The organism is Streptomyces sp. SA15 (genome assembly GCF_002291145.1).
Taxonomy (GTDB): domain Bacteria; phylum Actinomycetota; class Actinomycetes; order Streptomycetales; family Streptomycetaceae; genus Streptomyces.
Genome location: NZ_NTGE01000026.1, coordinates 41,401 through 62,008, shown reverse-complemented (window position 1 = coordinate 62,008; position 20,608 = coordinate 41,401). Strand labels below are relative to the sequence as shown.

Sequence of the window (20,608 nt, the reverse complement as noted above, 5' to 3'; positions counted from 1 at the left end):
AGGCATCACTTACTCCACCGGCGGCGCGAGGCTGTCCGGCGCCAGTGCCCGTAGGGGATGTGGCTTGCCCGGGCCGGGAGAGTCGGTCACAGCGTGCGGAGCGTGCTGTCCACGACGTCCGTCAGGGCCTGGCGGTCGTCCTGCCCCTTGCTGAGTACGCGCAGGCCGTAGTACGTGCTCAGGACCCGGCGCGCGAGGGCGCGTGCGTCTTCCCGGGTGTCGATCTCGCCGCTCTGCTGCCCCTCTTCGATCGTGGTGTGCAGTGCGTCCTCCACTCGCTGGAAGTGCTGCTGTACCAGCGCCTTGACCTCGGGGTCGTCCCCGGCAGACTCGACGGCTGAGTTGATGGCGAAGCAGCCCCGCCGGCTCTCGGAGTCGAGGTCCTCGTCAATCACGTACGTCATGAGGGCACGCACCCGGTCCTTCGCCGACCCCGGGCCCTGGAGGATCTCCAGCTGCCCTGCCGTGCCATGCTCGTAGTAGCGCTGCAGTGCGCGTAGGTACACCGCGTGCTTGTCGCCGAAGGCGTTGTAGAGGCTGGCCGGGGCGATGCCCATGCTGTCGCTCAGCTGGCGGCTGGTCGTCGCCGCGTATCCCTGGGTCCAGAAGGTCTGCATGGCCGCCTCGAGGGCCTCGTCCTCGTCGAACTTTCGGGGCCTAGCCATGGCGCGGGCTCCGGAATGTGCAGCTGGTGGGCATGGCGTCAGTGTACGGAGACGCTGCGGGCCCGGAGCAGGCGCGCTCCGGGGCACCGCTCGGAAGACGGGTCACACACCCGCCTTCACCGGCTCGGAACCGGCTGACGGGGCAGTGGCCACGCGCACGTCCCTGCGGTCTGCGAGTTGCGCGATGAGCAGGGTGAACAGTGCGCCGAGGGCCAGCAGGGCTCCGATCCACATGGGGGCGCGGTGTCCGCTGGCGCTGATGCCGAGCCCGGCGAGGGCGGGACCGATCATGACGCCGACGTTGATGGTGGCGGTGTTCAGCGTGTTCACGAGCGGACCGCTGTTGGAGGCCTTCATCACTCGGGCGGCCATCGCGGGGTTCAGGGGGAGACCGACCAGGCCGAGCAGCACCAGGGCGATGACGGACCCGACCTGGTTGCCGCCGACCAGGCTGTAAGCGGCGAGTACGAGCATGAGCACGGTGCCGCCGATCCACAGCACGCCCATCGTGTGCTTGTCGGCGAGCCGTCCGATGACCCAGTTGCCGAGGATGGTGCCGATGCCGTAGACGAAGAACAGCAGCGGGACGACGCCTGCGGAGAACCCGCTCAGGTCCGTGAGGACAGGGGAGAGGTAGGCGAAGGTCGCGAAGACCGCGCCGATGAACAGCGCGTTGGTGGTGTAGGCGCCCCACAGCTTGCCATTGCGCAGCCCCCGCAGCTCGCTGCGGACGTCGAGGCCCTCGCTCTGCGGGGTATGCGGCACGAAGGCCAGTACGGCCAGGAGGCTGACCGCAGCCAGGATGTCCACGGCCCAGAAGCTGGCGCGCCAGCCGAGGTGCTGGTCGATGAGGGTCGCTGCCGGGAGCCCGAGAACCTGGGCGATCATGAGGCCGCCGAAGACGACGGCGATGGCCCGCCCGAGCTTCTCGGCGGGGACCAGATTGACGCAGACCGAGGCGGCGAGGCCGAAGAAGGCACCGGTGGCAAGGGCGGTGACCAGCCGCGCGATGATCATGACCCAGTAGTCCGTCGCCAGGGCGCCGATTGCCTGGCCGACGATGAACAGCGCCAGCAGGCTGACCATCGACGCCTTTCGGGGTGCCCGCAGCAGGGCGATGGTGAGCAGCGGCCCGCCGATGACCATGCCGAGGGCGAACACCGACACGAGGTTGCCGGCCATGGGGATAGACACGTCGAGGTCACGCGAGAGAGCGGGAAGCAGTCCGGCAACCATGACCTCGGTGGTGTTCATGCAGAACACCCCGAATCCAAGTACGAACACTGCCAGGGGCATCAGAACGCCACCTTCCCGTTGCTGCATGTCGTGGACATTGCGAAGTCCTCCTCAGTGAGCGACCTAACGAGCCGCGCATGGAAGTCAGTTGAGCGGCAGACGTAACCGGTCAAGGCCGGATCTCGGCCGCCACCAGGGTAGGAGTTTTTTATGGAGCGGTCAAAAAATAAAATGAGCCGCACTCCTGCCGCGCTCGACCTAGATAGGGCTTGGAGGAACGGCGGCACAACGGTTGGCGCCGAGATGGATCTTGGTCGGCAGGTAACGGCGCCCCGTCCACCTTGAGACCTCCCTGCATCCCGCACCCTGTCGGCAAACAATCGAATGACGACGGGCACGGCGGGCGTCCAATCAACCCGGATTTTTCGGGGCCCGTTGACGGCGCGAATCCAATCAGATCCGATGGTGATTGATGACAGGGTTTGACGACAGATGGGGTCCGATCCTCCGTGCGGAAAGGGCCCTTGATGGCGAACCTGGTCTACAAGCGGGTATCGACCGACCAGCAGTCGACCGCCCGGCAGAACCTCGTCCTCAACGAGGCCGGGATCGAGGACCCCATCCCGTTCGAGGAAGAGGCCGGCGCCTCCAGCCGCCTCCACCCGCTCCAGCGCCCGAAGTTCGGCGAGTTGCTGGCGTACGCGCGGCCGGGCGACACCGTGCACATCTCCGAGATGTTCCGCCTCGTACGCGGCACCGGGCACATCCTCGACGTGCTCGACGTCCTGCACCACGACTGTCTCGCCCTGCGCATCCACGACGGCGCGTTCTCCGCAATGGACCTCACCGCCCGCCACCCGCGCACCGGAGAACTGCTGTCCACCGTGAAGTTCATGGTGCAGACCCTCGCCGCCGCCGGCGAACTACAACGCGACCTCCAGCGGGAACTGACCTACGACGGGCTGCGTGCCGCCGAGGCCAAGGGCAACAAGGGCGGACGCCGCCCTGCCATCAAGACCGAGAAGACCGACGCCGTCCGAACCGGGTATCTGGAGGGCCGGTCCATCGCCGCCCTGGCTCGCGAGCACGACGTCAGCCGCGGCGCCATCCGCACGGCCGTCGCCGACCTCATGCCCGAACACGTCGTAGCCGACGAAGGCACCGCGGCCCCGGAGCTGCTGGTTGCCCTCGACGTGCCGGGCAAGGTCGCCGACTTCCTCCGCGCGACCGAGCTGGACGACGCCGAGCGGGCCGCGCTCGACCACGGTGTGACCGTACGGCGCGGCCAGGGCTACACCTTGCGCATCACCACCGTGCCCGCGATCCATCGCCAACTCCTCGACCGCTGGCAGCCCCTCGACGGCGCCGCGGCGGTCCCGGCCCAGCGCAAGGCCCGCCGCGAGTACGAGAATCGCGTCAACGCACTCCCGGCTGTCGGCCTGCGTTGAGCAGACTGAGCACCCCCCCCAAGATCAAGTACTGGCGGCTTTTGGGCTTACCTCGGCGCTACCCCATGCCGGCCCAGGGCGGCGGGGTGATCGTCAACACCGCCTCGATCTCCGCCGAGGTCGGGTTCGCGACCATAGCGCCGTACAACGCCGGCAAGCACGCGGTCGCGTCGTTGACCAAGGTGGCCGCTCTCGAATACGCCGCGGACAACATCCGGTCAACGCGTTCGCGCCCGGCGCGGTGGACACACCGATGTTGCGGCGGGCCGCTGAGGCGTTCGGGACGACCTACGAGGAGATCGCGCGGAACTACCCGATCAGACGCATCGTGCGCCGAGGAGATGGCCGCCGTGGTCATGTGGCTCGGCTCCGAGGAGGCCGGCGCCGTGATCGGCACCGACGTCGACGCGTCCGGCGGCTACCTGACCGGCTGACTGCCCACTGGCTGGTCAACGCCCGCTCGGCGCCTCCGGAAACCCCAGCCGCAGAGCCAGCACACGTGCCTGAGCCGCCCACTCCGCCAGGAACGCGAGCGTCAACCCCCGCTCTCGATACCGGCGTTCGGCATCCACGGCCCGCCCGCCGCCGTAGTCCAGCTGCTCCTCCCCCGCCCGGGCCAGCATCAGTGCCGTGATCCAGTCGTACTTCACGGCGGACGCGCACACCGCGAGTCGTACGAGGTTCTCGTCCCCCTGCCAGCCGCTTTCCCGCAAGCCGTGCAGATAGGCGTCGTAGGCCGCCGCCGCGTACTCGGGGAGCCGGGCGGCCGGGACGAACAGGTCGAAGACCGAGTCGGGGAGGTAGTTGCCGAGGTCCTCGCCGAGGGCGCCGTCGCCGGCGAACGCCCAGTCGAACAGGGCGCTGTAGGGGCCGTCGGCGCGGACGTTGGCGGGCCACATGTCGAGGTGGCTGAAAGCGCGCGGCAGGGACTCCATGACGTCCAGGAACCACTCGCGGTCGTGGTGGAGGCGGACCATGGCGTGGCGCAGGCCGTCGGGGAAGTGGTCGCGGACCAGGGGCTGTTGCCAGGCTTCGTCGTTGTCCAGGAGGTCCTCACCGAGGGTGTTGCTGCCTACGTACTGGCGCAGGAAGCGGTGGGAGAACCACGGTTCGTCGTCCGTCTCACCGACCGCGCCCTGGGCGGCGCCCAGACGGTGGGCGTGCTCCACGTGCCGGGCGATCGACCAGCCCGTGGCCGGCTCACCGCGCACCCGCTCCAGCCACAACGCCACATCGCCGTCCGGCCGTTCGACGCGAGCCAGTAGCCGGGGCGAGCGGATGCCGTACGGCTGCCAGACCTGGGCGAGCCCCGAGGCGTACGCGTCGGCCTCGCGGCGCCAGTAGTTCCAGTGGCGGGGGTCGTCGGAGGCGGCCCAGCGTCCGGTGGCCGGCTTGTTGCGGGTGAGCACCTTCAGTACGGCGGAGTGGTCCCCGGCGGTGACGGCCCAGACGCCGCCGGTGACGCCGTTGTTGGGGTTGTGGGTGACGGGCGCCAGGAAGGCCGGGCCGGTGAAGGGGCCGAGGACCTCCCGGGCCTCCGTATACACGCCGTCGGCATCGCGGGCATCGACGTCCGGGGCCTCGGTGTCAGACATGCCCCAACCTTAGGCAGGGGGCTCCTCCGTCGCCCCGCGTCCGCGCAGCCACACGTACACCGGAATCCCCGCGAAGAGGAACAGCACGCCCTGGTAGACGGCCGCGTAGCCGGCGCCCGCGATCAGCCAGAAGGAGAAGGCGAAGGAGAGGGCGGCGACGATCAGGTCGCGGACCAGGCCGGCCGGGCGGACCTGTTCCCGGGTGCCCTTCGCCAGCCAGTACAGCTGGGCGGCGGCCGAGAGGAGGTACGGCACACATCCCGTGAACGTGGTGATCAGGACGAGGACGCGGAAGGTGGTGTCCGGGCCGGCTGTGTAGTTGAGCGCGATGAGCAGTGTGCCGAGGACCGCTACCGCCCAGACGCCGAAGCCTGGCACCCCGCCCTTGCCCACGCGGGCGAAGGGTGCCGGGAAGAGCCCGTCGCGGGCGGCGGCGTACGGCATCTGCGCGGCGAGCAGGATCCAGCCGTTGAGGCAGCCCGTGATCGAGGCGACGGCGACCAGGGCGATGGCGGTGCCGCCCCAGGTGCCGCCGGTGATGGTGTTCACGGCGTCGGCGAAGGGGGCGCCGGAGTCGACCAGCTTGTCGTGCGGGACCAGGCCGAAGACGGCGACCGTGCCGAGGATGTAGACGAGGGCGGAGCCCAGCGTGCCGAGGACACTCGCGCGGCCGACCGTGCGTTCGGGGTCGCGGACCTCGCCGGCGCTGACGGCGGCCGACTCCACGCCGAGGAAGCTGTAGAGGAGCAGCGCGGCGGAGGCGGCGAGAGCGCCGGGGACGCTGTCGCCGGAGGCGTTGAACGGGCCGAAGTTGTCCGTGTCGATGAAGAAGAGGCCGATCGTGGCGACCAGCAGCAGCGGCACGAACTTCAGGACGGTGGAAACGACTTGGACCGTGCCGACCCAGCGGGTGCCGGCGAAGTTCGCGGCGGCCGGCAGCCACAGCGCGGCGAGGGCGACCAGGGCTTCGAGGGTGTGGTTGCCGTGCAGCGGTATGAGGACGTCGACGTAGCCGACGACCGCGACGGCCAGGGCTGCGATGCTGACCCAGCACATCGTCCAGTACGACCATGCCGACAGGAAGCCCGCGAAGGGGCCGAAAGCGTCGCGCGGGTACACGTACAGGCCGCCGGTGACCGGGCTGCGCCGGGCCAGCTTGCCGAAGAGCAGCGCGAGCAGCACCGCGCCGACCGACAGGACCACGAAGGCGAGCAGGCTGACTCCGCCGTACGGGGCTACGGTGGCGGGCAGCACGAAGATGCCGCCGCCGATGATGTTGCCCATGACGAGGGCGGTGGCGGCGGTCACGCCGAAGGTACGGCGGCGCGGGGCGGCGGCCGGATCCGCCTCGGGCTCGGTGGGCTCGGCGGCCTCGGTGGAACTGGGGGCAGTCATGGCGGTTTTCCCTGGGGGACGGGGGCGGGACAGGGGGCGGGGGCGGGACAGGGGGCGGGGAGGGCGTGATCGTAACCCGGCATCCCACATGCTGGGCGACCTGTTCATGTAATGGACACATACGGCTGCCCCTCGCCGCTTCGACTAGCGTCGTGACATGACCAGCGACACGCCCATCTCGCCCGACACGCCCCTCGCCGACGCCCTCGCCGCCGGAAGGACGGTCGTCCTCGACGGCGGCATGTCCAACCAGCTCGAGTCCGCCGGGCACGACCTGAGCGACGAGTTGTGGTCGGCGCGGCTGCTCGCCGAGCGGCCCGAGGCGATCGCCGAGGCGCACCTCGCCTACTTCCTGGCGGGCGCGGACGTGGCGATCACCTCCAGCTACCAGGCGACCTTCGAGGGCTTCGCGAAGCGCGGGATCAAGCGGGACCGGGCGGCCGAACTGATCGGTCTGAGCGTCGAGTTGGCCCTCGACGCGGCGATGGAGGCACGGGCGAAGGGCGTCACCCGGCCGCTGTGGGTGGCGGCCTCGGCGGGCCCGTACGGCGCGATGCTCGCCGACGGCTCCGAGTACCGGGGCCGGTACGGGCTGAGCGTGGCCGAGCTGGAAGCCTTCCACCGCCCCCGCCTGGAGGTGCTGGCCGCCACCGGCCCGGACGTCCTCGCCCTCGAGACGGTCCCGGACGCCGACGAGGCCGAGGCGCTGCTGCGGGCGGTGCGCGGGCTCGGGGTGCCCGCCTGGCTGTCGTACAGCGTCGCGGGCGACCGCACCCGCGCCGGGCAGCCCCTGGAGGAGGCCTTCGGTCTGGCCGCCGACGCGGACGAGGTCATCGCGGTCGGCGTGAACTGCTGCGTCCCCGAGGACGTCGACCGCGCGATCGAGATCGCCGCCCGCGTCACCGGCAAGCCGGTCGTGGTCTACCCCAACAGCGGCGAGACCTGGGACGCCGAGGCCCGCGCATGGGCCGGCCGCTCCACCTTCGCGCCCGAGGAGGTGCGCCGCTGGCGGGAGTCGGGGGCGCGGCTGATCGGCGGGTGCTGCCGGGTGGGGCCGGAGGCGATCGCGTCGATCGCGGGGGCGTTGGCGGCGGCGTGAGTCCACGACCGCTGACGACCGCCGACCGACTACTGAAGACCGACTACCGACTACTGAAGATCGACAACTGAAGACTGACGACTGACGCCCGCACAACTCCTGCCAGTTGGCCGCTCCCGCTGCTAGCCTCCGTTCGGGAACCGGTTTCCATCCATGTTGCCGCAGTTCCCGAGGGGTGGGCGACGACGCCCGGGGAGAGGGACGAGGCAGGCATGACGAGGAAGAGCGAGGACGCGAGCCGGAGCACGATCCGGGATGTGGCGGCCCGCGCGGGGGTGTCCGCATCGACGGTGTCGCGGGTGCTCGGCGGGGTCTATCCGGTGAGTTCGGCGACCCGCGCGCGGGTGATGCGGGCGGTCCGCGACCTGGACTACGTCGCCGACGCGCGCGCCAAGGCGGTCGCGGGGGTCGGCACGCCCACGCTGGCGTTCGTGCTTGAGGACATCACCGGTCCGTCGTTCGCGCTCATGGCGCACGGCGTGGAGCGCGAGGCGACGCGGCTCGGCCATCTGTGCCTGGTGTGCAGTACGGAGGGCGATGTGCGGCACGAGCTGGAGTTCGTGGAGATGATGCGCTCCCAGCGGGCGGCCGCCGTGATCCTGGTCGGCGGCACCGCCGACACACCCGAGTACCGAGAACGCACCCGCCGTATGGCTGACTCGCTGGCGTCGGCCGGCTCCCGTCTGGTGCTGTGCGGCCGCCCGCCGCTGGGCCCCGGGGCGCCGGTGACGGTCATCGAGTACGACAACGAAGGCGGCGCCTACGCCCTGGTCGCCCACGTCCTCGCACAGGGCCACCGGCGGATCCTCTTCCTCGGGGGCGCGCCGGACCACACCACGGCGCAGGGCCGCGAGCGCGGCTATCTGGCCGCCCACCGCGCCCGTGGTCTGGAACCCGATCCGGCGCTGCTGCTGCACGGCGACTTCACCCGGGACGCCGGTCACCGACTGATGCGGGAGACGCTGAAGAACGGGCTGGAGTTCACGGCGGTGGTGGCCGCCACCGACATGGTCGCGGCCGGCGCCCTGACCGCCCTGCACGAGGCGGGCCTGGACGTGCCGGGCGACGTCTCGCTGGCCGGGTACGACGACATCCCGTTCGCCCGCGACCTGCACCCGGCCCTGACCACGGTCCACGTGCCCTATGAGGAGCTGGGCCGCCTCGCGGTGCGTACCGCGCTGGGCCGCACGTCCGAGGCCCCGGACGAGCATCTGCTGCTGGGGACGCACGTGGTGGTGCGCGACTCGGTGACGGCAACCGGTTCCTGACCTGCTCCGGCACCGACTCGGGTCAGGTGCGGCGGACCGAGCCGGGCAGCCGCAGCCGTCGTACCACCGACCGCAGCTCCACGCTCCGGGCGGGCACACCGTCCGCGGTCACGCCGTCCGCGGCCACGCCGTCCGCGGGCCCGCCCACCACCGCCTCGGCCTCCCGGGCGGCCGCGTCCGCCGTCCAGACCGCGAATTCACGATCCCGTGGACCGTATACCGTATGCGGTGCACCGTCGCCGAAGATCCGCACCGGATGCGAGGCGTCCCACCGCTGCCAGCCGGGGTCGCCGTCGGCGGCGAACCGCACCCAGGCCCCGTGCATCGCGTCGGCGAGGTCCTGCGGCGCGCCCCAGCCCGCCAGCTTGGCGGACTCGGGGACCTCGCCGGTGTCGAAGACGAAGCCGAGTTCCAGGGCGTGGCAGGAGCCGAGGTCGGGCAGCAGCGAGCGCCAGGCGAACTCGTAGACGTACGCGGGGTCGGGACGGGCCTCGGCGAGGCGGTGCAACGGGATGCGCAGCAGGTGGTCGGTGACCATCTGGCCGACGATCTCGGCGGTGCCGGCCTCGGGGTGCAGGGCTCGGTAGCCGCGTACCACCTCGTGGCCGCAATGGCAGCGGGCCATGGCGCCGGCCAGGGCGACCGGACCGAGCCGGTCGACGCGCTCCAGCAGGCCGCCCGGGACCAGCCACAGCCGGTACTCGTCGCGGGTCCAGCCCATCATGAGCTCGACGTGCCGCGCCGCGTCACCTTCGACCAGGGCTTCCAGGGGGTCGCGCGGGACGAGGTCGCCGTCGACGACGATCCCGAAGGCGGGTCCGCCGAGCACGGGGCTGCTGAGCCGTCCCACCTCGGCCTGGGTGCGCAGCAGCACGTCCCGGTCGACCTCGGCGAAGGCGGCGGCGGTGGCGGGGATCTTCAGCCGGGTCGCCATACGGCGCACCATCCGCCGTACCTTGTCACGGTCGCTCGCCTCGGGCGGCCCGCTCTGCAGGACCGCGCGCCGGAACAGCCCCTGGGCCTGCGGTGCGGCCAGCAGGGCCCCTGTGCTGATCGCCCCGGCGGACTGGCCACTGAGGGTGACCCGGTCCGGGTCGCCGCCGAAAGCCTCGATCGATTCGTGCACCCACTTCAGGGCGGCGAGCTGGTCGCGCAGGCCGAGGTTGGCGGGGGCGTCCGGGAACAGTCCGTAGCCCTCCACGCCCAGTCGGTAGTTGACCGAGACGAGGACGACGCCGTCGCGGGCGAAGGAGTGCCCGTCGTACACGGGCACGGCGGAGGAGCCGCGGGTGAGGGCGCCGCCGTGCAGCCACACGAGCACCGGGAGCCGGGCCCCAGGGCCCGGCTCCGGTGTCCACACGTTTAGATTGAGGCAGTCGTCACCGGGCACGACCGGGTCGGACAGGTACTGCGCGAAGGCCTCGGAGTACGGCGGTTTCGGCGGCGTCGGCCCGAAGGCGCCCGCGTCGCGCACGCCGCCCCAGGGTTCGGGCGGCTCGGGCGGCCTGAACCGTCGGGGGCCGAAGGGCGGGGCCGCGTACGGGATGCCCCGGAACACCGCGACGCCGTGTTCGTACCGGCCGCGTACGGCCCCGTACGGCGTCCTGACCACAGGTTCTTCTGCCTGGACTGCTGCCGTCATACGCCCACCAGCCTCCCGTGCCGCGCTCGTGCACCGTGAACTTCAGAGCACCACAGGGTGGCTCGGTATTCCGGCGCGCGAGCGCGGTTTTGCGGCTATACGGGCGACGTGCTCACGGGGCGTACACAGTATACACGGACATGTACACGAGTCACTTCGCGTACATCAGCGTGCCGAACCCCAGCTGGTCGAAGCCGCCGCTGTTGGTGCCGTAGTCGCCGCCACCTCCCTCCGGGTAAACCGTCGCGGCGATGCGCTGGAGGTAGGGGACGGACAGGTTGCGGCGCCGCCGGTAGTGGGAGTCGAGCATGGCCCACACCGGGCGGACCTGGCCCCGCGCGATGTCGGAGATGACGGTGTGCTCCCGGTAGTCGCAGTTGACGCCGGTTCCCCAGGTGTACTTCGTGAAGGGCACGGTCTCACCGAGGTTGTACTTGGCGACGTACTGAGCGGCCTTCATGAACCGGTTGCCGTCCCAGCCGTACAGGTCCTCGCCCTGATTCCAGGCCATCTCGCAGATCGCGCCCATCTGGCCCATGCCCATGATGCTGTGGCCCTGGTCCCGGCCGGACTCCTGCCACTGGCCGAGGTTGTCCGGGTGCAGGAACGGTACGGCCTTGCCGATGGCGCCGTTGCCCGCGCCGTTCTTGAAGTAGTTCACGGCCTGGTCGTACTTGGCGCCGTCGTCGCACAGGATGCCGATGGCCAGGACGGACGCCATGTTGCACAGGTCCCAGTTCGCCCAGTAGTTGGTGATGCAGGCGCCGTTGTGCTGGGTGAGGAACTGGTTGTTGAGCGGGTAGAAGACGTTGCGCATCATGTTCTGGAACCGGCCGAGGTCGAAACCGGCGTATCCGCGCATGAGTTCGGCCGCGTTGGCGAACTGCCAGCCGTAGATCCCCGCGGCGAGGAACCGGTCGGCGTTTCCGGTGATGGTGGTGAGCCTCGACGACCAGGCGTTGAGGATCCGCACGGCGCAGTCGGCGTTGTCGCGGGTGCCACCCACCTGCCAGCGCAGCGCGTTCTGGTAGGCGGCGGCGATGTCGTTGTAGAGGATTCCGTAGTTCTGGCCGTCGCCGCCGCGGATGATGGTCTCTTGCGGGTTGGCGGTCCAGGTGGACCGGGAGTGGGAGTTGGCGGTCAGCCGGTTCCAGCCGGACAGCCAGGGGTCGTCGCCCGCGGCGACCCTGACCTTGGCGCGGTTGATGTCGCCGGCGTTGTGCAGCATGCCGGGGTGGGTGAAGGTGGCCGGCGCCGCCTCGGCCGCGCCCGTGAGGGCGGTGGCCGAGGCGCCGACGGCGAGGGCGGCGGTGAGGCCGCCGGCGGTCTTCAGCAGACCGCGGCGGCTCACTTCGGTGTGCTGGAGGTGCTGGTGGGGGGAAGTGCGGCTCATTGCAGTGCAGCTCCGATCCATGACGGATTACATGGGAGTGATGCTCACCTCGTCGAACTCGGTGGTGCTGCGGACCAGGGGGCTGCGGGAGCAGACCACGAGGCCCACGTAGTAGGGGGCGTCGCCGAAGCCGGGGATCTCTCCCTCGGCGAGGGGGGTCCAGCTGACGCCGTCATCGGTGGAGGCGTACGCGGTGAAGCGCGTCCCGGTGCGCTTCAGCCGCAGCAGGCAGGGGGCGGTGACCGCCCCGTTGCCCGTGAAGGCGGATCGTCCGGCCACGGCGGTGCGCAGCATGAGCTGGGCGCTGGTGCCGCCGGTGACGATCGCACCGGCCGCCTGGTCGAACGGCGACAGGGACTTGGCCATGAGCAGGCCCACCCGGTCGCCGCTCGCACCGGTACGGGAGACCAGCCGGGCGGTGACCTGGCAGTCGCCGGTGACGGGCCGCCGTACGAACTGGCCGGTCATTCCCTGGTTGTTGACGGTGAGGTCGGTCCCGGCGCCCCGTACCACGAAGGTCCCGTCCTCGTGGGAGGTGCTGCCGGGGGTGCGGACGACGGCCACGCCGAAGGTGGCGAAGGCGCGGTCGTCGAGGACCACGTCGCCGAGGTCGCCGTACGTCCAGGGCTCGGGCGGCGGGGTGCCGACCGTGAGGGTGAGGGTGCCGGTGGCGGCTCCGGCGGCGTTGCCCGCGGTGGTCGTGACGGTGAACTCGCCGGTCTCGGTGGGTGTTCCGGAGATCAGGCCGGTGCGCGGGCCGACGTGCAGGCCGTCGGGCAGGCCCTGGGCGGTGAAGCGGACGGGCTCGTGCGCGGCTCGCAGCACGTGCCGGAACTCGGCGCCCTTGTTCGCGAACGCCGTGGCGGCGGAGGTGAGTTCGGGGACGGAGGGCTTCGGCATGGCGGCCGAGGCGGGTGCCGAGCGCGGGCCCTTGCCGCCCGCGTTCGTCTTGGCGACGGCGTAGTGGTACGTCGTGCCGGGCGTGCCGGTGGCGTCGGTGTACCGGATGCGGGTGCCGAAGCCGACCGGGCCGACCTCCATGGCGAGGGGGCGGTAGGGGCCGTCCGCGCTCTCGGCGCGCAGCACGGTGTAGCGGGCGGCCGGGTCGGGGTCGGTCCAGGCCAGTTCGACGGCGTCGGCGCCGGTGGCCGCGCTCAGCCCGGCCGCGGTGTGGGCGGGGCGGGGCACGGACCAGACCTCGCCGGTCGTGGAGGTCACGGTGACGTTGTCGAAGGCGCCGGTGCCGGTCTCGGCGTACTCCGCGTCCACGCCGAGGCAGGAGGTGAGGACGAGACCGGCGTATACGGTACGCCCCATACCGTCGACCTCGGTCGTACCGACTACGGTCCACTGCATACCGTCTGCCGAGATCTCCCCCGTACACGACCGACCCTTGCGGGTCACCCGCACCCAGTACGGCTCGCGCAGCCGGTAGCCGTCGCCCGCGCCCTCGACGTACGGCGCCTGGAGCGGCGTGGCCGACTCCGGCAGCGTCCCGAGGCTGGAGATCGGGAAGGCGGCGGACGTGGTGATCGCCTGCTGCTGGGAGGGCGGCACCGGTGTACTGCCGGTCGCGGACACGGACGCGCCGGCCTTCGGACGTACGGTCCACACCCCGCTCCAGGTGTGCAGCGGCAGCCCCTGGATCAGCATGGCGGCATGTGCCGCGTCCGCGTCCAGGCCCGCCCGCACGGTGACGCCGATCTTGGAGTACTGCGAGCTGAGCGGGAACACGATCCGCGCGGTGACCGTGCCGTCGCCGGGCAGCGGCAGATACGCCATGCGGTAGGTGTCGGCGGTGCCGGAGGCCTCCAGCACGAACCGCTCGCCGTCGAACACGGCCGAGCCGGGGATCCTCACGTCCCCGATGTCCCGGGTCGACCAGGGCGCGGGGAGCCCGGCGGCCGCGGACGCCCAGGCCGAACCGCGGCTCTTCCCATGGGAGTTGGCGGCGCTGACGGTGTAGTAGTAGGCGCGGCCCGCGCGGACGCCGCGGTCGGTGTACGTCGGCTTTCCGACGCCGGAGGCGACGGTCTCGTACGGCCCGTCGGGGCTGGTGGCCCGGCGTACGGTGTAGCCGCTCGCCCAGGCGGTCGGCAGCCAGGACACGGTGATCGCCCGGTCGGCGCCGGTCGCCGTGATGCCCGCGGGTGCCGTCGGCGCGCCCGGCGCGGCGGCCTTCGTACCGGCGTAGGTGAGGGTGCCCCAGCCGGGGTGGTCCTCGTGGTAGCCCTCGGTCACACGGGTGCCGTTCGGGCCCCGGAAGACGGCCTTCTCGGTGTACGGCGCGGAGATGCCGAGGCGGCCCGCGTAGTGCGCGTACCCCATCTCCCACACCGGCCGGAACGCCCCGCGCTGCCGGTCGGAGACGGCCGTCTTGACGTATTTGCCGGTGCGGTCGAGGTCGGGGGTGAACGGAACCGAGTCGTCGCCGAGGTTGTAGCGGGCGAAGTACTCGAAGTTGGCGAGGATCCGGCTCTCGGCGAAGCCGTACAGGTCGACGCCCTGCTGCCAGGCGACCTCGGCCGCGTCGGCGAGCAGGCCGACGGCGAGCTGTTCGTGGGCCTGGTCGCGGCCGGACTCCTGGCCCTGGCCGGCGGGGGTGACGATGCGGTGCAGCACGGAGCCGTTGCCAGCGCCGGTGGCCGCGAACCGCAGGGCGTCCTCGAACATCACGGGGTGGTCGCAGAAGACGGCGATGGCGAGGATGGTGCGCAGCGCGGCGATGTCCCAGTTGCCGTTGGCGTACAGGCAGTAGCCGGACAGGGCCGGGTACCAGACGTCGGTGAAGGAGCGCTCGCAGCGGCTGATGGATTCCGCGGACCAGCCGTCGTATCCGGAGTGCCGCAGGATCTCGGCGGCGTTGACGAACTTGAAGCCCTGGATCCCGGCGCCGAGCTGGCCGTCGGCGCCGGTGATGCCGGTGAGGGAGGCCGCCCAGACGTCGAGGATGTCGCGGGCCTTGTCGGCGTGGCGGACGTCGCCGGTGATCGCCCACATCAGGGCGTTCTGGTAGGCGGCGGCCGCGTCGGTGACGGCCTGGCTGGTGTTGTCGGTGGGGCCGCGGCCCCAGGTGCGGATCTGTCCGGTGTTGCGGACGGCGTAGGTGTGCTGGGAGCGGAAGTCGGCGGCCAGGGCCGCGAATCCGGTGGCGATCGGGTTGCTCCCGTCCGCGACGGCGGAGCGCATCCGCTCCAGGTCGGCGCGGGAGTGGAGGAGCCCGGGGTGGGCGAAGGCGTACGCCTGCTCGGCGGCCTGGGCCCAGGCGGGCGAGGCGACGGCGGACAGCAGTCCGCCCGCGGCCACGCCCGCGAGCCCGGCGGCGCCGAGGAACGTCCGTCGGCTGAGGGATTGCACGGATGACTCCTGGCTTACGCGTTCTGCACGGTGAGGGTGACGGACTGGGTCGCCGTAGCGGCGGTGTTGGTGGCCTTGACGGTGACCGTGTAGGTGCCGGGGACCTGCGGGATACCGGAGATGAGGCCGGTCTTCTCGTCGATCGTCAGGCCCTTGGGCAGTTCCTCGGCGCCGAACGAGGTCGGCAGCGCGCTTGCGGTGATCAGGTAGTTGAAGACCTGCTGCTTGACGGCCGTCGCCGTGCCGGCGCTGGTGATCTCGGGCGTGGCCGTGGAGGCCGCGGTGGCCGCGTCGAGGAAGCGGAGGTTCTTCACGTGCTCGTTGGCGAACGCCGGCACCATGTCGGTCGTCAGGTACCAGCCGGGCTTGCGCATCTTGTCGTGGACGACCGTGCCGTTGATCGCCAGGTTCTGGAAGGTGAGGTTCTTGATGGGGCGGTCGGCGTCGTAGCCGGTCAGGATCGCCATGTTGGCTTTCGTGCCGTCGTACGACAGGTTCCGCACGTACACGTCCTCGATACCCCGGCCGGGCGAGGCGTTGTACCGGTTGGCCATGACCCGCATGTTGAACAGCTGGCCCCAGGTGAAATCCTCCACGCGGACGTCCTGGATGCGGATGTTGCGGATGAGGTTGCTGTCGCCGGGGTTGAGGGCGAAGCAGCCCTGGTAGAGGACCTGCGGCTCACGGTGCTGAAGGACGTCGATATTGCTGAAGACGATGTTCTCGATGGTCTCCGGCTTCTCCGGGTTGCCGTGGGTGCCCATGTTCACCGGGTGCGCGACGTCGGCCCACAGGGTGGAGTTGCGAACGGTGACGTTGCGGCAGTCGCCGTACCAGTCCCAGCGGTGGGCGTAGATGGCGATGCAGTCGTCGCTGTTGCGCATCCAGACGCCCTCGATCAGGACGTCCTCGCTGCTGAACACGTCGATGCCGTCGCCCCACTGGCCGCTGCTGTAGGAGTGCAGGTTGCGGACGGTGACCTGCTTGGACTGGCCGATGGTGCAGGAGTAGCCGGTCTTCGGGTTGAGGGCGAGGATGCCGTCGATCTCGATGTTCTTGGAGAACGACACCAGGGTGGCGGCGTCCGAGTTCCAGATGATGCCCCGGCCGAGCAGGCGGGCGTTCTCCACGCCCACGAACTCCACGCGGGCGTTGAGCACCGCGCCACCGGCCAGGTACACCGTCTTGCCGCTGGGCACCTTCACCACGCCGCCCGAGGGGGTGTGCAGGCCCGGGCCGAAGTAGATGACGTCGGGGTCGCCCTCCTCCGGCCGCGTCATCTCGATGGGGTTGGCGTGCAGTTGCAGGTTGCCGTAGATGTCGCCGTCGATCTCGATGGAGAGGTTGCGCGGCTCGGTCAGGCTGAAGGTGATGGTGTCGCCGCTGACCTCGTGCTGGATGTCGTACGACAGCGGGCGGATGCGCGCGGAGGGGATGGTGCCCTTGGACCAGGTGACCTGTACTTCCACGGTGCCGGTGAAGTCGAGGTTGGCGACCGAGGTGGGGCGGATGACGCCTCCGCCGGTCTTCTCGTTGATGGTCTTCGTGGTGGCGCGCAGGACGGGCACCGGCTTCCACTGGCCGCCGGGTGTACGGGCCTTGACGACATAGGTGGTGTTGATCGGCAGCGCGCCCGGGACGGGGTGGATGACCAGCCGGTCGGCGGCCTCCGGTCTGTCGTCCGCCGCGGCGGCGGTGCCGGCGGCCGTGCCGAGCAGGGAGTAGGCCGCCGCGGCGGCGCCCGCGGCCTGGATGACGGTGCGCCGGGTCAGTCCGGTGCCCTGGGTGTTGTTCATGGCCAAGTTCCTTACGGTCTTGAGAAAAAGGGATGGGCTACTTCAGTCCGGACGTGGACATCCCGGCGACGAAGCCGCGCTGGGCGATGAGGAAGATCAGCAGGATCGGGACGACGTACATCACGGAGGCCGCGGCCTGGAGCTCGGGGACGGGCGTGCCGGCCTCGCTGACGTAGGTGGTCATCACGGCGACGGCGAGCGTGGTGCGGTCGGTGGACAGCAGCAGCTGCGGGGCGATGTAGTCGCCCCAGGTCCAGGTGAAGGCGATGATGAAGCTCGCGGACAGCACGGGCCAGGACTGCGGCAGGAAGATCCGCCAGAAGATCGTCCCGTATCCGCAGCCGTCGACGATCGCGGCCTCCTCCAGCTCACGCGGCATGCCCGCGAAGAACTGCCGGAAGAGGAAGACCAGATACGGCGCCGCGGACAGGCCCCACAGCACCCACGGCCAGTACGTGTCGACCATGCCGACCTTGGCGAAGATCAGGTAGGTCGGCAGCAGGGTGACCATCTGGGGCAGCATCATCGAGCCGAGCAGGACGCCGAACAGCACCTTCTTGCCGGGCGCCTCGAGCCGGGCGAAACCGAAGCCGACCCAGGCCGAGCTGAGGGTGACGAGCGTGGCGTAGATGAGGGCGATGACCAGGGAGTTGCGGGCGTAGCCGAGGAAGTCGATCTGGTTGAAGGCGTCGGCGAAGTTGTGCCACTGGAAGGCCTCGGGCAGCCAGTGCACGGGCGAGGCGGCGAGTTCGCCCTGGGTCTTCAGGCCGGAGAGGATCAGCCAGCCGAAGGGGCCGAGGAACAGCCCGGTGACGGAGACGAGGACCGTGTAGAGGACAAGGCGCTTGGCGCGCACCCGCACCCGTATGTCGGTCGTCGATGACTTGGGCGGCAGCGTGGTGGCGGTCACTTCTTCGCCTCCGGGTCGACGTTGTAGAACACCGCGCCGGACGTGAACTTGAAGATGAGTCCGGTCACGACGAGGATCAGGACGAAGAGCACCCACAGCAGTGCGGAGGCGTAGCCGTAGCGGCCGAGCGCGAAGTACTGCGCGAAGACGTGCATCATGTACAGGTAGTTGGACTGCGGGACCGTGGTGATGCCGCTCGTGTCGCCGAGCGGGGCCAGCAGCAGCGGCATGATGGTCTGCACCGAGGCGATCATCCCGGTCACCGTCTGGAAGAGCAGGACGGGCGACAGCAGCGGCACGGTGATGCTGCGGAAGGTGCGCCAGGCGCTCGCCCCGTCAATGCGTGCGGCCTCGTGGAGTTCGCGGGGTACGTCCTGGAGCCCGGCCAGCGAGATGATCATGACGTTTCCGGCGGCCCAGAGCACGGTCATCAGCAGCACGTAGCGGGCGTAGGGGTCGGCGAGCCAGCCGATGGCGTCGAAGCCGAAGATGGTCAGGACGCCGTTGGTGGCACCGGCGTTCTGGTCGAAGAGGAGCTTGAAGGCGAGGCCCGCGCCCACCGGCGGCACCACGGCGGGCAGATACAGCAGGGTACGGAACAGGCCGCGCGCCTTGATCGGCTGGTTGACCAGGACGGCGAGGCCGAGCCCCGCGATGATCGACAGTGGCACCGAGGTCACCGCGAACAGGCCCGCGCGGCCGAGCGCGTCCCAGGTCACCGGATCGTTCAGCAGCTCGCGGTAGTTGCCGAGTCCGACGTACTTCCAGTTGGGCGAGATGCCGTCGAACGTGGTGAAGCTCAGCCACAGCGCGTACACCATCGGCGTGATGGTCAGCAGCACGAAGCCGATGATCCAGGGCGAGGTGAACATGTAGAACGCCCGGTGCCTGCGCGCGGTCATGGAGGTCCGCGGCCCGCCGACGGCCGGTGCGCGCCTGGCGCTCGCGGCGGCATCGGGCCGGTCCGCGACGGAGGAGATCTGGTCGACCGTCATCCCACTTGCTCCTTACCGCGCTTCAGCTGCTCGTTGATGGCCGAGTTCAGGCGCCCGGCGAGGGTGTCGACGGAGATCTGGCCGTTCATCGCGGCGGGGGCGACCTGGTTGAAGAGGGCGTCGAGCGCGTCCGCCCTGGTGTATGGGGTGAAGGAGACCACCGAGAAGTGCTTCAGCTCGTTCTCCTGCACCTTCAGCGCCCGCTTCTGGTAGTCCTCCTGGGCCGGCATCAGCGAACGCATCGACTTCAGGGTGGGGATGCCCCAGCCGCCGGAGGCGCGGGCCTTGGCCGGCTCCTCGCCGAAGAACCACTCGAAAACCCGCCATGCGGCGTCCTTGTTCTTCGCCCCGCGCGGCATCCACAGGCCGGTGCCGCCCTGGCAGGCGCTGATCCGCTCGCCGCCCGCGAAGGCCGGAGCGGGTGCCAGGCGGGACACCTCCGCCAGCTTCTTGTCGGTGCCGATCATGCCGCCCAGCCAGTAGCCGGAGTTCGACATGGCCAGCCGTCCGGCCTGGTAGGTGGGCCCGTCCCAGCCGTTGGGGTCGGGCTGGATGAGGCTCGGCCCGACCTTGGTCTTGCAGTAGTCGATGTACCAGGTCAGGGCCTTGCGGGCCTCGGGGGTGGTGAAGTCGACCCGGGAGAAGTCGTCGTTGAAGAGGCTGCCTCCGGCGGACGCCGTCATGGTCGTCAGGAGCGTGGACCGGGTCAGGCCCTGGTAGCTGCCGCCGAAGACGGTGGTCTGGCCGCTCTTGCGCTGCACGAGCCGCTTGGCGGTGTCCATCCACTCCTCGTACGTGACCGGCTCGGTCTCCGACGGGTAGTCGACGCCACCCTTGTCGAAGGACGAGGTGTTGTACCAGTACATGGAGTCCTGGGAGAAGTCCTTCGCCATGCCGTAGCGCGGGCCCTTGCCCTGGGTGCGGCCGTCGTACCGCCACAGGTCGTTGACGGGGTCCAGGTCGTCCAGTTTGAGGACGCTGCTCCGGGCGAAGTAGGGGTCCAGCTCCTCGGCCACGTCCCGGGCGGCGAAGAAGGGCGAGTCCACCGCGCCGACGCCGCGCACCAGGTCGGGCGGGTTGCCGCTGGTGAGCATCGCGATCAGCTTGGTGATGTCGTACTTCACCAGGACGATCTTGATGCCGAGGTCCTTCTTGGCCTGCTGGATCTGCTCCGGGAGGATGTCCCCGGAGTTGACCATCACGGTGACGGTCTCGCCCGATCCGCTGACCCCGGACGACACCTGCATCGCACAGCCGCTCAACGCCGCCGCGCCGGTGGCGGCGCCGGCTGCCGAGAGGGAGAGGAATCGGCGGCGGCTCAGGGAAGCACCAGCATGTGGACGCATGAACGCACCACCTCCTGCTTCGTTCTGTTCGGGATTTCGACCAAGGATCGGCCATGGTTTCGGCCACGGACGCGGCCGAGGAACGGGTTCGGGGAACGGCACATCGGCCGCAGCTGCCCCCGAGTCGTCGGCAACCGGTTGTTGTGCGTTGGGGAGGAGCTTCTTCCTGTCCGGAAACTGCGTCAAGAGTCTTGACGAACTTTCGAAAGGACTCTGTAACCTCGGCGTCACGGGCCGACCGGTCGAACGGGACCGGTGGAACGCGGCCCGATCCGCGCAAGAGGCGAAGACTGGACAGCGATCTCCGGCCAGCTCGCGCGGGAACCGGTTGCCGCGCCGGAGCGAGAGCCGGACCGATTCACCGAGGGACCCGGAAACGGTCGGGAACGCTCAGTAAGCGATTCCACCCCATTCGCCGCTCCGGCGACCGTTTCCAGTCAACCGACTGCCACGCTCGGTAGTC

The 20,608-nt window shown here is 70.3% G+C and carries 15 protein-coding genes; 4 read left to right on the top strand and 11 right to left on the bottom strand.

Annotated features, from left to right (window positions below):
• Positions 1–86 precede the first annotated feature (86 nt).
• Positions 87–665, bottom strand: a complete 579-nt coding sequence (locus CLM62_RS04525) for a TetR/AcrR family transcriptional regulator (protein ID WP_218835556.1) — start codon at positions 663–665, stop codon at positions 87–89.
• A 102-nt stretch (positions 666–767) separates the two neighbouring features.
• Positions 768–1,961, bottom strand: coding sequence for an MFS transporter (locus CLM62_RS04520; protein WP_095748583.1), 1,194 nt, complete (start codon positions 1,959–1,961; stop codon positions 768–770).
• A 467-nt stretch (positions 1,962–2,428) separates the two neighbouring features.
• Here CLM62_RS04520 and CLM62_RS04515 point away from each other — a divergent pair, with 467 nt between their 5' ends.
• Positions 2,429–3,349, top strand: coding sequence for a recombinase family protein (locus tag CLM62_RS04515; RefSeq protein ID WP_095748561.1), 921 nt, complete (start codon positions 2,429–2,431; stop codon positions 3,347–3,349).
• Positions 3,350–3,414: 65 nt separating this feature from the next.
• Positions 3,415–3,783 carry an SDR family oxidoreductase gene (locus tag CLM62_RS04510; protein WP_218835555.1) on the top strand — a complete coding sequence of 123 codons (369 nt, stop codon included), beginning with the start codon at positions 3,415–3,417 and terminating at the stop codon, positions 3,781–3,783.
• Positions 3,784–3,798: 15 nt separating this feature from the next.
• On the opposite strand, the gene CLM62_RS04505 is transcribed toward CLM62_RS04510, so the two are convergent.
• Entirely contained in the window at positions 3,799–4,944 is a 1,146-nt protein-coding gene (locus tag CLM62_RS04505; protein WP_095748560.1) for an aminoglycoside phosphotransferase, read from the bottom strand.
• A 9-nt stretch (positions 4,945–4,953) separates the two neighbouring features.
• Positions 4,954–6,339, bottom strand: coding sequence for an amino acid permease (locus CLM62_RS04500; protein ID WP_095748559.1), 1,386 nt, complete (start codon positions 6,337–6,339; stop codon positions 4,954–4,956).
• Positions 6,340–6,496: 157 nt separating this feature from the next.
• Between CLM62_RS04500 and mmuM the strand changes: the two genes are divergently transcribed.
• Together mmuM and CLM62_RS04490 are read left to right on the top strand one after the other, a co-directional pair.
• A complete protein-coding gene (gene mmuM / locus CLM62_RS04495; protein WP_095748558.1) occupies positions 6,497–7,438 on the top strand; it encodes a homocysteine S-methyltransferase in 942 nt (313 codons plus the stop codon).
• A 212-nt stretch (positions 7,439–7,650) separates the two neighbouring features.
• A complete protein-coding gene (locus tag CLM62_RS04490; RefSeq protein WP_095748557.1) occupies positions 7,651–8,706 on the top strand; it encodes a LacI family DNA-binding transcriptional regulator in 1,056 nt (351 codons plus the stop codon).
• 22 nt (positions 8,707–8,728) lie between these two features.
• Here CLM62_RS04490 and CLM62_RS04485 read toward each other — a convergent pair whose 3' ends face one another.
• The 7 genes from CLM62_RS04485 to CLM62_RS04455 all read right to left on the bottom strand — a co-directional run bounded on the left by CLM62_RS04485 (position 8,729) and on the right by CLM62_RS04455 (position 20,145).
• Positions 8,729–10,348 (bottom strand): carboxylesterase/lipase family protein, encoded by a 1,620-nt coding sequence (locus CLM62_RS04485; protein ID WP_095748556.1) that lies wholly within the window; start codon positions 10,346–10,348, stop codon positions 8,729–8,731.
• 151 nt (positions 10,349–10,499) lie between these two features.
• Positions 10,500–11,741: an alginate lyase family protein gene (locus CLM62_RS04480; protein ID WP_095748555.1), complete on the bottom strand. Its 1,242-nt coding sequence runs from the start codon at positions 11,739–11,741 to the stop codon at positions 10,500–10,502.
• Between the two features lie 27 nt (positions 11,742–11,768).
• Complete coding sequence (locus CLM62_RS04475) at positions 11,769–15,098, bottom strand: alginate lyase family protein (protein ID WP_095748554.1); 3,330 nt, start codon at positions 15,096–15,098, stop codon at positions 11,769–11,771.
• A 14-nt stretch (positions 15,099–15,112) separates the two neighbouring features.
• Positions 15,113–16,894 carry a putative Ig domain-containing protein gene (locus CLM62_RS04470; RefSeq protein ID WP_095748553.1) on the bottom strand — a complete coding sequence of 594 codons (1,782 nt, stop codon included), beginning with the start codon at positions 16,892–16,894 and terminating at the stop codon, positions 15,113–15,115.
• 37 nt (positions 16,895–16,931) lie between these two features.
• Positions 16,932–17,804 (bottom strand): carbohydrate ABC transporter permease, encoded by an 873-nt coding sequence (locus tag CLM62_RS04465; protein WP_095748552.1) that lies wholly within the window; start codon positions 17,802–17,804, stop codon positions 16,932–16,934.
• A complete protein-coding gene (locus CLM62_RS04460) occupies positions 17,801–18,799 on the bottom strand; it encodes a carbohydrate ABC transporter permease (protein WP_095748551.1) in 999 nt (332 codons plus the stop codon). The genes CLM62_RS04465 and CLM62_RS04460 overlap by 4 nt, the downstream gene beginning before the upstream one ends.
• Positions 18,796–20,145, bottom strand: coding sequence for an extracellular solute-binding protein (locus CLM62_RS04455; RefSeq protein ID WP_095748550.1), 1,350 nt, complete (start codon positions 20,143–20,145; stop codon positions 18,796–18,798). Before CLM62_RS04455 ends, CLM62_RS04460 begins: the two co-directional genes overlap by 4 nt.
• Positions 20,146–20,608: the final 463 nt, after the last annotated feature.

Coding starts and splice junctions, on each gene's coding strand:
- CLM62_RS04480 (WP_095748555.1), bottom strand. CDS start 11,741: ATGAGCCGCACTTCCCCCCACCAGCACCTCCAGCACACCGAAGTGAGC.
- CLM62_RS04460 (WP_095748551.1), bottom strand. CDS start 18,799: ATGACGGTCGACCAGATCTCCTCCGTCGCGGACCGGCCCGATGCCGCC.
- CLM62_RS04515 (WP_095748561.1), top strand. CDS start 2,429: ATGGCGAACCTGGTCTACAAGCGGGTATCGACCGACCAGCAGTCGACC.
- CLM62_RS04525 (WP_218835556.1), bottom strand. CDS start 665: ATGGCTAGGCCCCGAAAGTTCGACGAGGACGAGGCCCTCGAGGCGGCC.
- mmuM (WP_095748558.1), top strand. CDS start 6,497: ATGACCAGCGACACGCCCATCTCGCCCGACACGCCCCTCGCCGACGCC.
- CLM62_RS04520 (WP_095748583.1), bottom strand. CDS start 1,961: ATGCCCCTGGCAGTGTTCGTACTTGGATTCGGGGTGTTCTGCATGAAC.
- CLM62_RS04485 (WP_095748556.1), bottom strand. CDS start 10,348: ATGACGGCAGCAGTCCAGGCAGAAGAACCTGTGGTCAGGACGCCGTAC.
- CLM62_RS04455 (WP_095748550.1), bottom strand. CDS start 20,145: ATGCGTCCACATGCTGGTGCTTCCCTGAGCCGCCGCCGATTCCTCTCC.
- CLM62_RS04510 (WP_218835555.1), top strand. CDS start 3,415: ATGCCGGCCCAGGGCGGCGGGGTGATCGTCAACACCGCCTCGATCTCC.
- CLM62_RS04505 (WP_095748560.1), bottom strand. CDS start 4,944: ATGTCTGACACCGAGGCCCCGGACGTCGATGCCCGCGATGCCGACGGC.
- CLM62_RS04470 (WP_095748553.1), bottom strand. CDS start 16,894: ATGAACAACACCCAGGGCACCGGACTGACCCGGCGCACCGTCATCCAG.
- CLM62_RS04490 (WP_095748557.1), top strand. CDS start 7,651: ATGACGAGGAAGAGCGAGGACGCGAGCCGGAGCACGATCCGGGATGTG.
- CLM62_RS04500 (WP_095748559.1), bottom strand. CDS start 6,339: ATGACTGCCCCCAGTTCCACCGAGGCCGCCGAGCCCACCGAGCCCGAG.